Raw genomic sequence first — 12744 nt, forward strand, 5'->3', positions numbered from 1 at the left:
CCATTCACAGCAGGAGCCAAGACATGGTCGACATCGACATCATGCTGATGCTAATCATCGCGAGCTTCATCCTGATGGGCGCCGGGTTCAACTTTCGCGAGCGGGGATGGGGTGTCGCGCTACTCGGGCTGGGCATCCTGTCGATGCTTTCTACCTTGTTCTACAAACTGCAGATCACCTTCGGCTGACGTTACTGCCTCCACCGCTCGGCGGCGGCTTGGTCGCTACAGCGCCCTTCGACCCAGCGCGGGCCGGACGGGGTGTCTTCCTTCTTCCAGAACGGCGCTCGAGTCTTCAGGTAATCCATGACGAAGCGGCAACCATCGAATGCCGCTTCGCGGTGTGCACTGGTTGCGCCGACGAAGACGATCGGCTCACCTGGCTCGAGTCGTCCGACCCGGTGCAGGATCTCCAGCTTGAGCAAGGGCCATCGCGCAGTCGCCTCCTCGACGATCTTCTGCAACGCCTTTTCCGTCATTCCCGGCGCGTGCTCGAGAAACATACCGGCGACATCATGCCCATCGTTGAAATCGCGAACATAGCCGACGAAGCTGGTTACTGCGCCGATGCCTAGGTTCGCGGCGTGTAGCGCATTGAGCTCGGCGCCCGGATCGAACGGGTCATGCTGGACACGCACGCTCATATCAACCTCCGGTCACGGTGGGAAAGAATGCCACTTCGTCGCCGTCGGCCAGCGGCTCGTCGAGTCCGCACAGCTCCTGATTGCGCGCGCACATCAGCCCCCCCTCGCTCAGTACCGACCATTCCTCGCCGCGTGCCAGCAGCTGCTGCCTGAGATCGTCCACGTGCCGAAGCGATGCGTTCCATTCCAGTTGCTCGGCATCGAGCCCAAGGGTTTCGCGATAGCGAGCGAAATATTGCACTTGAATCATGTCGCCACCTGCCAATGTCCGCTTTTCCCGCCCAGCTTTTCCAGCAGCCGCACGCCTTCCACGACCATGCCCTTATCGACGGCTTTGCACATGTCGTAAATGGTCAAGGCGGCAATGCTTGCCGCGGTCAGCGCTTCCATTTCCACACCGGTCTGGCCGGCCAGCTTGCAACGCGCCTGAATGCGCACGCAGTCGTCCCCTTCGGGCTGCAAATCGACCTTGATGCTGGTCAGCAGCAAGGGATGGCAGAGTGGGATCAGTTCATGGGTCTTCTTTGCCGCCTGGATGCCGGCGATACGGGCGACCGCGAATACGTCGCCCTTTGGGTGCCCGCCCTGCTGAATCATCTGCAGGGTTTCGGGAAGCATGCGGACCTTTGCCTCCGCCACCGCCTCACGCGCCGTAACGGCCTTGGCGGTAACGTCGACCATGTTGGCCCGCCCCTGGGAATCGAGATGGGTGAGCATTGCTGACCTTCTTTTTATTGGGACAGGCCGCAGTCTAACCGATGAAAGCTGGAGGCTGGACGAAATGAAGAAGCCACCATCGCCAGCTTTCCAGCGCTGTTATCGAGCCTTCCGGCTTTCGTTACATATGCGCCTCGGCGTACTCGGCGAGCACCGAGCGAGGAACGCCCTGCAATGTGATATGCATACCGTGCGGGAAATCTTTGAAGCGCTCCGTGAGATAGGTCAGTCCCGAACTGGTAGCAGACAGATAGGGCGTGTCGATCTGCGCCAGGTTCCCCAGACACACCACCTTCGACCCGCTGCCTGCCCGCGTGATGATGGTCTTCATCTGGTGCGGCGTGAGGTTCTGGCACTCGTCGATGAGGATCAGGCTCTGCTGGAAGCTGCGCCCGCGGATGTAATTGAGCGATTTGAACTGCAGCGGCACCTTTTGCAGGATGTAGTCGACACTGCCGTGGGTGTTCTCGTCATCCATGTGCAGTGCTTCGAGGTTATCGGTGATCGCGCCGAGCCAGGGCTCCATCTTTTCCGCTTCTGTGCCCGGCAGGAAGCCGATGTCCTCATCCAGGCCCTGTACGCTGCGCGTCGCGATGATCCGGCGGTAACGCTTGTTCGCCACGGTCTGCTCGATGGCGGCGGCCAACGCCAGGATGGTCTTGCCGGAGCCCGCTGCACCCGACAGATTGACCAGATGAATGTCCGGATCGAGCAAGGCGAACAACGCCAGTGCCTGGTGGATATCGCGCGGACGAAGCCCCCAGGCCTCCTGATGCAGCAACGGCTCCTGATGCATGTCGAGCAAGAGCAGCTCGTCCGCCTTGATGCCCTTGATCCAACCGACGAAGCCCTGCTCGTCGAGGATGAACTCGTTGATGTGCACGGCCGGCAGATTGTCGATTAGCTGTACACGGTGCCAGGTTCGCCCATGTCCCTGATGGGTCTCGACCTTGCTGACGCGATCCCAGAACGATCCGCTCAGGCTGTGATAACCGCGCGACAGCTGGCCCACGTCGTCCACCAGCTTGTCGGTATGGTAATCCTCCGAGGCCACACCACATGCCCGCGCCTTCAACCGCATGTTGATGTCATTGGTGACCAGCACCACCGGAACGCCCGTGCGACGCCGCTGCAGGTCCACGACCTGGTTGATGATCTTGTTGTCGTTGAGGTCTTCCGGTAGCGCGCTGGAGTCGGCACCCTTGCTCATGAGAATCGACAGGCTGCCGCAGGGCCCGCTCTTCTCGCGCTGGATCGGTACGCCGAGTTCGACCTCCTCGGGCGTCGCGTCGCCAAGCACCTTGTCGATCAGACGGATCGCCTGGCGGCATTCAGCCGCCACGGTGTGCTTGCCGGTCTTGAGCTTGTCCAGCTCTTCCAGAACCGTCATCGGAATGGCGACCTGGTGTTCCTGGAAATTCAATATCGCGTTGGGGTCGTGAATCAGAACGTTGGTATCGAGAACGTAAAGGGTGGGCTGAGTAGCGCGGGGTCTGCCGTAGTCATCCATACACGATCACCTTTTCGGAGCCGGACGACGGAGAGCCGAATGCTCTCCGCCGCAGAAAAACCACCGTGCGCAAGGTGAGCGGACTTGGGGGGCAGGGGCTTGGGGCCACCCAGAGGCCGCCACCTGTGAGTGCAGGTTTCGGCGGTCTTGATGTCGTAATACCGCAAAATTGATGACAGGAAAAAGTCTTTTTCCATTCGCCGACGTTTTTTTATCGAAACGACGAATTACGCTTGGCGGGCTTCCAGACGCTGACTAGGCTCAATAATCAACCTGGACACTTTTGCCGCACCGGTTCACCTCCGCCGTCACGTGAACCAACTCCGAGAAGCCCGCCAGCTCGGCTTTGTAGCGATCAGCCGAATACGCCTGATGGGTGACGAGCGTGACAACGCAACTGTATTGCGCACGGCCTACTCGCCACAGGTGCAGGTCGGTCACCTCGGTATCGGGCACCGCCTCCAAACGCTTCTGCACGCGCTGCACCAGTGGATCATCCATCTCCCGATCCAGTAGCGCCTTGCCGGTGTCTCGCAACAGCCCTTTGGCCCAGACCAGAATGACCACCGCCCCGATGATGCCCATCAGCGGGTCCAGCCAGTTCCAGCCGAAATACTTGCCTCCCAACAGAGCGGTGATCGCAGCGACTGACGTCAGCCCGTCGGTCAACACGTGAACGAAGGCCGCGTGGCGATTGAGATCCCGCCCTGGCGCCGCCTCATGGCCGTGGCCGTGGCCGTGGCCGTGGTGATCATGCTGCTCGCGCAACAACCAGGCCGACAGCAGGTTCACGGCCAGCCCGATGAACGCCACCCACAGCGCCTCGTCGAACCCGATCTGCGCTGGCGACCAGAAGCGCGACAGCGACTCGACGATCATCATCAGCGCCACCACGACCAGCAGCACCGCACTCGCGAATCCCGCAAGAACCTCGATTTTCCAGGTCCCGAACGCGAAGCGCCGATCATTGGCGTAGCGGCGCGCCAGCAGGTAAGCGATCGCCGCCATACCGATGGCCACCATGTGGGACGCCATATGCCAGCCATCGGCGAGCAGCGCCATGGAATTGAACAGGTAGCCAGCGGCGATCTCCGCCGCCATGGTCAACCCGGTCAGCACCACGACCGCCCAGGTCTGTCGCTCGGCCCCTTGTTCGAGCGGACGATAGTCATGGGACGGCTTCCAATGTGAATGATTGCAGTGGGTCATAAAGCGCTCCTGAATCCGGCATGCCGAGCTTGTCTCTTCCCTCCACGGCAAGGTCAAGCTTTTGGTTAATCGAGCCCATAGGTGGAGCCGCAGCATCGATAAAGCCTAGAATCAGCGCCCTTCGAAGGAGGATCAATGCATGCTGATGGTGATATCGCCGGCCAAGACCCTGGATTACGACTCCCCGCCAACGACCAAACGCTTCACTCAACCCGAGCATCTCGACCACGCCCAGCAGTTGATCGAACGGTTGCGCGAACTGTCGCCGCAACACGTCGGCGAACTGATGCACCTCTCGGACAAGCTCGCCGCCCTGAACGTTGCCCGCTACGGCAGTTGGACACCCGAGTTCACGCCGGCCAACGCCAAGCAAGCGCTTCTCGCGTTCAAGGGCGATGTCTACACAGGGCTGAATGCAAGCGACTTTTCCGAAGCGGATTTCGATTTCGCCCAGAAGCGCCTGCGCATGCTGTCTGGGCTTTACGGAGTCCTGCGTCCACTCGATTTGATGCAACCCTACCGACTGGAGATGGGCACCAAACTGGTCAACAGCCGAGGCAAGGACCTGTATGCCTTCTGGGGCGAACGCATCAGCAACTGGCTAAACGACGCATTGGCGGCGCAAGGCGATGACGTCCTGCTCAACCTGGCTTCGAATGAGTATTTCGGCGCGGTCAAACGCAAGGCCTTGAATGCCCGCGTCATCGACGTCGACTTCAAGGACATGAAGAACGGCCAGTACAAGATCATCAGTTTCTACGCCAAGAAAGCGCGCGGCTTGATGAGTCGCTATGTGATCAAAGAGCGCATTGAGCAGCCCGAGCAACTGAAGGATTTCGCTTACGATGGCTATCGTTACAGTCCGTCTGACTCATCCAGCGACCATTTGGTGTTTTTGCGCGACGTTCAGTCCTGAGCCCGCCTTCCCCTCGCGGCGGATGAAAGCCGCGAGGTTCTTCCGCTCCCTCCCGCCCTGCCATTCATCGCTGATTCCATGCTCCCTGCGTCCATAGCCGTCTAGCTCGCGGCCTGGGGAGCTTTATTCGTCAATTCTAAAAAACTCCCCGATCAGCGGCAGCTACTCAGGGAACTATCCGAAGGCACCGGCAATCATAAGCGCGTACCGGCATTTCCAGATGGAAAGGGACGTCGCACATGAACGTGCAGTGGATTTCAAAACAGAGCTCAACGGATCAGCCAGAGTGGCCCTCTACGGTCGTTGCATATGATCCGCTGAGATCAGACCGAAGCAAGACAGGGACTCACCGCCATTTGCCTCACGCGCCACAATCAGTGGGGCGGAGCGCAGCCGAAAACAGTGCACATCTGCCCGTATCGGATTGGAGGGCTTGCGGCCACCCATTTCGGAGCGGTGATCAGCGCCGCAGCACCAAGAGCGTCTGCGGTCCAGACAACACCACATATTCCATGCTCGGACCACGCGGTGGCTCCGAAGGCAATTTCATTGCTGGAAAAAAGAGCCTGGCGGCGAGCCGCAGCTGAAGGCCAACCAGAAGCGTAGGACGCGCACGAATCCGTGCAGCCAAATGGACAAGAAGAACTCCCCTTCTCAACGATTCAGGAGAAACAACATGATTCCGGTCATCCTCTCAGGCGGTAGCGGTTCCCGGCTCTGGCCTCTTTCGCGCAAAGCGTTCCCCAAGCAGTTTCTCGCCCTCACGGCTGAGCAAACGCTGTTCCAGCAAACCATCGAGCGGCTCGCTTTCGAAGGCATGCAGCCGCCTCTGCTGGTTTGCAACCAGGAGCACCGCTTTATCGTCAAGGAGCAACTGGCCGCACGCAAGCTGAGCATTCAGGGCCTTATGCTCGAGCCTTTCGGCCGCAATACCGCACCGGCAATCGCCATCGCGGCGATGAAGCTGATTGAAGAAGGCCGCGATGAACTCTTGCTGGTTCTGCCGGCGGATCATGTGATCGAAGACCACAAGGCATTCCAGCGCTCGCTGGCGCTTGCCACGAACGCGGCGGAAAACGGCGAGATGGTGCTGTTCGGCATCCCCGCGACCAGCCCCGAGACCGGTTATGGCTACATCAAGTGCGATCACAACGAGCGCAATGGTTTGCCGGAAGGCGTCAACCGCGTCACCAACTTCGTCGAGAAACCTGACGAAGCGCGTGCCCAGCAATATGTCGAGTCGGGTGATTACTATTGGAACAGCGGCATGTTCCTGTTCCGCGCCAGCGTATTCCTGGAAGAACTGAAAAAACATGACCCGGACATCTACGACACCTGCTGGGCCGCGCTGGAGCGCAGCGCTAAAAATGGTAATGAAGTCCTGATCGATCCGGAGACCTTCGCCTGCTGTCCAGACAACTCGATCGACTACGCAGTGATGGAAAAGACCGAACTGGCCTGCGTTGTGCCCATGTCGGCAGGCTGGAGCGACGTTGGCTCCTGGTCATCGCTGTGGGACGTGTTGGAAAAGGACGAGAACGGCAACGTGACCAGAGGCGACGTGATCGTCGAAGACAGTCGCAACTGCCTCGTTCACGGCAACGGCAAACTGGTAACCGTGGTCGGCCTGGACAATATCGTAGTGGTCGAAACCAAAGACGCGACGATGATCGCGCACAAGGATAAGGTTCAGGACGTCAAGAAGCTGGTGAACAAGCTCGATGACATGAAGCGCTCCGAAACGGTGAACCATTGCGCGGTGTATCGCCCTTGGGGCTGGTATGACTCGGTCGATATGGGCGGTCGCTTCCAGGTCAAGCGGATATGCGTCAACCCGGGCGCGCAGCTTTCCCTGCAAATGCACCATCACCGCGCTGAGCACTGGATCGTCGTATCCGGCACCGCCCAGGTGACCTGCAATGACAAGACCTTCCTGCTGACCGAGAACCAGTCGACCTATATCCCGGTGACTTCCATTCACCGGCTGGCCAACCCCGGCAAGATTCCGCTGGAGATCATCGAAGTTCAGTCGGGCAGCTATCTCGGCGAAGACGACATCGAGCGACTGGACGACGTATACGGTCGCGCCCGTGACGATGTAGCAAGCCATTCGGCCCGCTGAATCACGCCGCACCAAAAGCCGCGCCAGCGTCAGGCGCGGCTTTGTCGTATCTGAACGAAGTGCAGCTCCATTTGAAGAATACTCAGTTCAGGCGAAACATAGCTGTTACATAGGCATGAAACACCATCGAATCATCGGGCGTTACGCTGAAAATCTGTTAGCCCAGCGCCTTGCGATAACTTTCGCATACACTTGTTCATGCCCCATGCTTGCAAAGCAGCCGGCCAGCCCATTAAATAAAGCCATCGCCAGACTTATCTGCCCGTGCCGCTATCGGCATTCGGTCAGTGCATCGGCGCCGAAACTATAGGAAGGAAAGATAAAGAGTGACCAAAGACGAATTACGCGCCGAACTGGAACGGCAGGCCAAGCGCTTCCAGACCGTATATGGGGGCGAAGTAACCACCTACGCCGCGCAGCCTGACCCCGAACGCAAGCCTTGGCGGAAAAAGCAGACAGTTCACGATCAGGTATTCCAGAAAGAATTGGAAAAAATAGAAAAAGAACTATCGCAAAAGGTATCCGAGACCGAATAAAGCTCTTCGGAGCTCGGCCCGATTGCTATTCAAAGCGACCCGAGCCGAACCACCCTTCTTTGTTTTTCCGGTCAGCGCTTCCCACCGAGCAACGAGCCCATCAAACCCCTTGCCAATTGCCGCCCTAATTGCGACGCCGCTTGGCGCATGGCGCTCTTGAACATTCGCTCGGCAAGATCACCGAAAGCGTCACCTGCTTCATTCTTTGATGCCGGGGTGTTCTTCTGTGGCTCGATCTTGCTTGCCTGCCCTGCCCGCTCGCGCAGGATTTCATAGGCGGACTCCCGATCGATTGCCTTGTCGTAGCGTGTGCGCAACGGTGAGTTGGCAATCAGCGCACCCCTTTCCGCTTCGTCGAGCGGTCCCACCCTCGACTCTGGCGGAGCGATAGCCACGCGCTGAGCCATGGCCGGCGTGCCATTGTCTTCGAGCCCGCCCACCAGCGCCTCACCGATTCCGAGGTCGACCAGCGAGTCCAGCGCAGAAAATGCTGGGTTGGCTCGGAAACCCTCGGCTACCGCACGCAAAGCCTTCTGTTCCTTGACCGTGTAGGCCCGCAACCCATGCTGGATACGCAGCCCCAGCTGCGCCAAAACATCATCTGGCAGATCCGCCGGCGACTGGGTAACGAAATAGACGCCCACACCTTTGGAGCGAATCAGCCGAACGACCTGAACCAATCTGTCCTGCAGCGCTTTCGGGGTGTCATTGAACAGCAGGTGCGCCTCATCGAAGAACAACGCCAGCAGCGGACGGTCCGCATCGCCGCGCTCGGGCAATTGCTCGAACAGCTCGGCCAATAACCACAGCAGGAAGGTCGCGTAGACCTTCGGCGCCTGATGCACCAACCGGCTTGCATCCAGCAGATGAATCCTACCGCGCCCATCGTGCGCAGGCTGAAGGATATCTTCCAGCGCCAGCGCCGGCTCACCGAACAACGCTTCGGCGCCCTGCTGCTCCAGGCCCGCCAGCCGCCGCAGCAATGCCTGTGACGACGCATTGGTCAGCAGCGCCGCATCCTCACCCAACACCTCGGGTTGCGCCTTAAGGTGACCGAGCAGTGCCTTGAGGTCCTTCAGATCCAGAAGCAACAGGCCTTCCCGATCAGCCACCTTGAACGCTGCGTAGAGCGCGGCCTGCTGGCTATCTGTCAACTCGAGCAAGCTGCCCAGCAGCAGCGGGCCCATTTCGGTAAGCGTGGTGCGCAGCGGATGTCCGCTCAGGCCATACACGTCCCAGAGCGTCACGGGATAGGCCTGCGGTTGGTGAGCGAGCCAAGGCATGTCGGCGATGCGCTCGGCAATCTTTCCCTGGGGCGCTCCAGCTGCACCCAGCCCGCACAGATCGCCCTTGATATCCGCCGCGAACACGGAAATGCCCGCATTGCTAAATTGCTCGGCGAGTCGCTGCAGGGTCACCGTCTTGCCAGTCCCCGTCGCGCCGGCGACAAGCCCGTGACGATTGATCAGGCGAAGCGGATGGGTATTGGCCTCACCGGTGGCATCCGCACCCAGCACGACGCGATCGTTATGTTTCATCTGACCGTCTCCAGAACGGAAAACCGTGGATGGCCGAGCAACGCCAGCCGGGCGTCTCACCCATTATTCAGTCGCTGGCGGCGGCGCCGAGGCGGCGGCGACCTCAGCAGCAGTTCGCTGTTTCCACAACGCTTCGGCGCCAGGAAAGTCGGTTCCGAGTTCAGGGCCGAGATGCTCCGGATCGTAGCGCTGGGTACAACCACTCCCAATGATCGGCGGCGCGCTAGCACCGGCCTTTGCCAATGGATCGGTCATGCATCCTCCCGTACCGAAAAGCGGTGGTCAGTTGAATACCAGGGTCTTGTTGCCGTGAACCAGCACACGCTCTTGCAAGTGATAGCGCAAGCCACGCGACAGCACCATCTTTTCCACGTCTTTGCCCAGCCGCACCATGTCCTCGATGCTGTCGCGGTGACTGACACGCACCACGTCCTGCTCGATGATCGGCCCGGCATCCAGCTCTTCGGTCACGTAATGGCAGGTTGCGCCGATCAGTTTGACCCCTCGCTGCGCAGCCTGATGGTAGGGCTTGGCCCCTACGAACGAAGGCAGGAAGCTGTGGTGGATGTTGATCACGCGCTGCGCGAACTCTTCACACAGCTCGGCCGGAAGGATCTGCATGTAGCGGGCAAGCACTATCACATCGGCCTGATGTTCACGCACCAGACGCGACACCTCAGCAAACGCCTCTTCCTTGTGTCCTGGCTTGACCGGCACATGGAAGAACGGAATTCCATGCCACTCGACCATGCTGCGCAGGTCGTCGTGATTGGATATCACGCAGGGGATATCGCAATCCAGCTCACCGCTGTGCCATCTGTGCAGCAGATCGGCCAGACAATGCGACTCGCGACTGGCCATCAGCACCACACGCTTGCGCTGTTCCGAGTCGGTAATGCGCCACTCCATGGAAAACTCACGCGCTATCGGCGCGAACGCCTGATGAAAACCTGCAAGATCGAATGGCAACGAATCGGCACGGATTTCATGACGCATGAAAAACCAGCCACTCTGATGATCGGAGTGATGATTGGCTTCGGTGATCCACCCATTGTAAGTGGCCAGGAAATTACTGACCTTGGCGACAATGCCAACGCCATCGGGGCAGGCAATAACCAGCCTGAACGTGCGCATGAAAGTTAACTCCGGCTATAAAAAGGTGGCGCATTCTAGCGCAGCGAAGAAAACCGTAACCACATGTTCGCACCAGCGCGCACCCTTCCCCGTTGTTCGCCGCCGGGCCACCATTTTAGGTACACATGAAACCCCAATAACCTGAGGGTTATCCTACGCAGCGCCCCATTCTGGTTCGTAATATTGTGTCGCGAACAGCGATTCCGCCTATGCAGAGCGGAGCGCCTGATAACCGGGACCTGACGTAGCGTTAACTTTAGGAAGAATTATCTCGCCGAAGACTAACTGAACGGCTTTAACGGCCAATTCCAAAGAGAACCATAGTCAAACTTTATTCAACGCTATATTTACTTGAGCATTGCGGCTGTCTATGATTGCCAACACTTGCGTTCAAACCTATACCAAGGAAGTGACATGTCGCTAATCAATGAATACCGCGCCACTGAAGAAGCCATCAAGGAACTGCAGGAACGCCTGAAATCTCTTTCTGCAGACGACAAGCTGAAAAAAGAGCTTGAATTCGAAGGCAAACTGCGTGAACTGATGGGCGAATATCAAAAATCGCTTCGCGACATCATTGCGCTGCTTGATCCGGATGCCCGAAACAGCAAGACACAACGTACCGCAAAGGCACCAGCCGCAACCAAGCGCGCCCGTCGTGTCAAGCAATACAAGAATCCGCATAATGGCGAAGTGATTGAAACCAAAGGTGGTAATCACAAGACGCTGAAAGAGTGGAAAGCGCAGTGGGGCTCGGAAGAGGTTGAAGGCTGGGCCACTCTGCTCGGCTAATTATCCCGCTACAGCTGAAAGCCATCTGACGCCTCATGCCACGCATGTGGATCAAATGGCTTTTTTGTGTCCGCTCAAATCAGCGAAGGTACCGCTCACGCAAGCCCTGGGCATACGAAGCCCATTGCTGAAGTAGCTGCGCCTGCTGCGAGGTCGCGGTCGTCAACTGCGCCTGCAGGCTACTTTCGAATTGCTCCAGCGTATTGGGCGCCCCAAACTCGGGCGCGGTTAAGCGTTGCCGGCAGAACTCATCCCATTGCTGCTTCTCGGCTGCCGAAAGGTATTCAGGAAAGTTGCGTGCGCGGTAACGAAAATGCAGTTCCGGTAGACGCGCATCATCAAACGGCGGCACTTCGCTCGTTTGAGTCGGCACCAGATTTCTGACCTGTTCGCACAGACGCCGATCACGCTCGCCCAGGAACCCGTCATACAGTTGTTGTTCAGGATCCGCTAAGTCAGCGAAGCCCTGCTCCTGATAAATATCGGCGAGCTTCTCGCTCCATTCGGCCTTTCGGCTGCGCAAATCGCGCGCCCTGGTTTCGCAACATTGCAGATCCAGACCCAGGCGATCGATATCCGATTCGCGCAATACATTCATGGGCGCCAATACAGGGCAGCGGTTCAGGTGCACCAGTTTCAGCGGTGTTGGCAGTTTCTCGCCAAGATCTTCCCGCCGGGTATACAGCCGCTCGCGAAGATCGTCGGAAGTTTCTTCCCACAAAGGTGAGCATTCGGAGTTGAGGTCGCAAACAATCAGTGCGTTGCGATTGCGTGGATGCCAGGCCAGCGGCAGAACTATGGAGAGATAATGCCGAGCGGCAGAAAAGCGCCCCGATATATGAACCATCGGTTTCAAAAGCTCGATCTGCTCGATGACTGCATTCTTGCGGCGCAACCTGTACAGGTAGTCATAGAGCCGGGGCTGACGATCCCGTACCAAACGGGCCAGTGCGATGGTTGCTCGCACGTCCGATAACGCGTCATGCGCCTGTAGATGTTCGAGGCCGTTGGCCGCACTGAGGCGCTCCAGCTTGAGCGTCACACGTCCATCCTCCTCCGGCCAGACCAGCCCTTCGGGGCGCAGTGCATAAGCGGTGCGAACCAGATCGATCAGATCCCAACGGCTGTTGCCGCTTTGCCATTCGCGTGCATACGGGTCGAAGAAGTTGCGGTACAGGCTGTAGCGCAGCACTTCGTCATCGAAACGCAGCGTGTTGTAACCCGCACCACAGGTACCCGGTAGCGCCAGTTCCTGATGCAGGCGAGTAATGAACTCCGCCTCACATAGACCTTTCTCGGCTAAGGTCGTGGGGGTGATGCCGGTTACCAGACACGCAGTCGGATGCGGCAGGATGTCGTCGCTGAGGCGGCAATAGATATTCAGCGGCTCGCCAATTTCCTCCAACGCCTCGTTGGTACGGATACCGGCAACCTGCAGCGGCCGGTCGCAACGCGGGGAAATACCGGTGGTTTCAAAGTCATACCAGAAGATGCTGGATGTCACGTGGGCGTCCCTATCGGTGTTCGGACGCCAGTCTAGCAGCGCCCCATTTCCGGCGTGCTGACGGGAACCACGAGCCGGGGACGTAGAGCGCTACTCGCCAAAGCCCGGCAAGCCACGCAACCG

Annotated in this window: 14 protein-coding genes; 5 read left to right on the top strand and 9 right to left on the bottom strand. The window is 58.8% G+C overall.

The features are described 5' to 3' along the window. The first annotated feature begins 23 nt into the window (after positions 1 to 23). On the top strand, positions 24 to 188 hold the full coding sequence (locus NA645_RS15260) for a hypothetical protein (RefSeq protein WP_256049617.1): 165 nt from the start codon (positions 24 to 26) through the stop codon (positions 186 to 188). Positions 189 to 190: 2 nt separating this feature from the next. Here NA645_RS15260 and moaE read toward each other — a convergent pair whose 3' ends face one another. The 5 genes from moaE to dmeF form a co-directional block, all read right to left on the bottom strand. Continuing rightward, positions 191 to 643: a molybdopterin synthase catalytic subunit MoaE gene (gene moaE, locus NA645_RS15265; protein ID WP_256049618.1), complete on the bottom strand. Its 453-nt coding sequence runs from the start codon at positions 641 to 643 to the stop codon at positions 191 to 193. Position 644: 1 nt separating this feature from the next. Further along, on the bottom strand, positions 645 to 893 hold the full coding sequence (locus NA645_RS15270) for a MoaD/ThiS family protein (protein WP_256049619.1): 249 nt from the start codon (positions 891 to 893) through the stop codon (positions 645 to 647). Next, positions 890 to 1360, bottom strand: a complete 471-nt coding sequence (moaC, locus tag NA645_RS15275) for a cyclic pyranopterin monophosphate synthase MoaC (protein WP_256049620.1) — start codon at positions 1358 to 1360, stop codon at positions 890 to 892. Before moaC ends, NA645_RS15270 begins: the two co-directional genes overlap by 4 nt. A 121-nt stretch (positions 1361 to 1481) precedes the next feature. Next, positions 1482 to 2870, bottom strand: coding sequence for a PhoH family protein (locus tag NA645_RS15280; protein WP_256049621.1), 1389 nt, complete (start codon positions 2868 to 2870; stop codon positions 1482 to 1484). Between the two features lie 261 nt (positions 2871 to 3131). Continuing rightward, positions 3132 to 4079: a CDF family Co(II)/Ni(II) efflux transporter DmeF gene (dmeF, locus tag NA645_RS15285; RefSeq protein ID WP_256049623.1), complete on the bottom strand. Its 948-nt coding sequence runs from the start codon at positions 4077 to 4079 to the stop codon at positions 3132 to 3134. 139 nt (positions 4080 to 4218) lie between these two features. Here dmeF and yaaA point away from each other — a divergent pair, with 139 nt between their 5' ends. From yaaA to NA645_RS15300, 3 genes are all read left to right on the top strand, one after another. Next, the gene (yaaA, locus tag NA645_RS15290) at positions 4219 to 4995 is read left to right on the top strand and encodes a peroxide stress protein YaaA (RefSeq protein WP_256049624.1); all 777 of its coding nucleotides are present in this window, start codon (positions 4219 to 4221) and stop codon (positions 4993 to 4995) included. Between the two features lie 676 nt (positions 4996 to 5671). Next, positions 5672 to 7117 carry a mannose-1-phosphate guanylyltransferase/mannose-6-phosphate isomerase gene (locus tag NA645_RS15295; protein WP_131650702.1) on the top strand — a complete coding sequence of 482 codons (1446 nt, stop codon included), beginning with the start codon at positions 5672 to 5674 and terminating at the stop codon, positions 7115 to 7117. A gap of 326 nt (positions 7118 to 7443) precedes the next feature. Next, positions 7444 to 7653: a hypothetical protein gene (locus NA645_RS15300; protein WP_256049625.1), complete on the top strand. Its 210-nt coding sequence runs from the start codon at positions 7444 to 7446 to the stop codon at positions 7651 to 7653. Positions 7654 to 7724: 71 nt separating this feature from the next. Here the strand turns inward: NA645_RS15300 and NA645_RS15305 are convergent, their stop codons facing one another. From NA645_RS15305 to purU, 3 genes are all read right to left on the bottom strand, one after another. Beyond that, a complete protein-coding gene (locus NA645_RS15305) occupies positions 7725 to 9191 on the bottom strand; it encodes a helicase HerA-like domain-containing protein (RefSeq protein ID WP_256049626.1) in 1467 nt (488 codons plus the stop codon). 63 nt (positions 9192 to 9254) lie between these two features. Next, entirely contained in the window at positions 9255 to 9446 is a 192-nt protein-coding gene (locus tag NA645_RS15310) for a hypothetical protein (protein WP_256049628.1), read from the bottom strand. A gap of 27 nt (positions 9447 to 9473) precedes the next feature. Further along, positions 9474 to 10325 (bottom strand): formyltetrahydrofolate deformylase, encoded by an 852-nt coding sequence (gene purU, locus NA645_RS15315; RefSeq protein WP_131650706.1) that lies wholly within the window; start codon positions 10323 to 10325, stop codon positions 9474 to 9476. 414 nt (positions 10326 to 10739) lie between these two features. On the opposite strand from purU, the gene mvaT reads away from it, so the two are divergent. Next, positions 10740 to 11117 carry a histone-like nucleoid-structuring protein MvaT gene (gene mvaT, locus NA645_RS15320; RefSeq protein WP_256049629.1) on the top strand — a complete coding sequence of 126 codons (378 nt, stop codon included), beginning with the start codon at positions 10740 to 10742 and terminating at the stop codon, positions 11115 to 11117. A gap of 79 nt (positions 11118 to 11196) precedes the next feature. Here the strand turns inward: mvaT and sbcB are convergent, their stop codons facing one another. Further along, positions 11197 to 12621 (bottom strand): exodeoxyribonuclease I, encoded by a 1425-nt coding sequence (gene sbcB, locus NA645_RS15325; RefSeq protein ID WP_256049630.1) that lies wholly within the window; start codon positions 12619 to 12621, stop codon positions 11197 to 11199. Positions 12622 to 12744 lie beyond the last annotated feature (123 nt).

The sequence above is a fragment of the Stutzerimonas stutzeri genome (genome assembly GCF_024448955.1).
GTDB lineage: Bacteria > Pseudomonadota > Gammaproteobacteria > Pseudomonadales > Pseudomonadaceae > Stutzerimonas > Stutzerimonas stutzeri_AQ.

Bases quoted from the DNA above. Each gene is read 5' to 3' on its own strand.
- NA645_RS15260 (WP_256049617.1), top strand. From the start codon at position 24: ATGGTCGACATCGACATCATGCTGATGCTAATCATCGCGAGCTTCATC.
- moaE (WP_256049618.1), bottom strand. From the start codon at position 643: ATGAGCGTGCGTGTCCAGCATGACCCGTTCGATCCGGGCGCCGAGCTC.
- NA645_RS15270 (WP_256049619.1), bottom strand. From the start codon at position 893: ATGATTCAAGTGCAATATTTCGCTCGCTATCGCGAAACCCTTGGGCTC.
- moaC (WP_256049620.1), bottom strand. From the start codon at position 1,360: ATGCTCACCCATCTCGATTCCCAGGGGCGGGCCAACATGGTCGACGTT.
- NA645_RS15280 (WP_256049621.1), bottom strand. From the start codon at position 2,870: ATGGATGACTACGGCAGACCCCGCGCTACTCAGCCCACCCTTTACGTT.
- dmeF (WP_256049623.1), bottom strand. From the start codon at position 4,079: ATGACCCACTGCAATCATTCACATTGGAAGCCGTCCCATGACTATCGT.
- yaaA (WP_256049624.1), top strand. From the start codon at position 4,219: ATGCTGATGGTGATATCGCCGGCCAAGACCCTGGATTACGACTCCCCG.
- NA645_RS15295 (WP_131650702.1), top strand. From the start codon at position 5,672: ATGATTCCGGTCATCCTCTCAGGCGGTAGCGGTTCCCGGCTCTGGCCT.
- NA645_RS15305 (WP_256049626.1), bottom strand. From the start codon at position 9,191: ATGAAACATAACGATCGCGTCGTGCTGGGTGCGGATGCCACCGGTGAG.
- NA645_RS15310 (WP_256049628.1), bottom strand. From the start codon at position 9,446: ATGACCGATCCATTGGCAAAGGCCGGTGCTAGCGCGCCGCCGATCATT.
- purU (WP_131650706.1), bottom strand. From the start codon at position 10,325: ATGCGCACGTTCAGGCTGGTTATTGCCTGCCCCGATGGCGTTGGCATT.
- mvaT (WP_256049629.1), top strand. From the start codon at position 10,740: ATGTCGCTAATCAATGAATACCGCGCCACTGAAGAAGCCATCAAGGAA.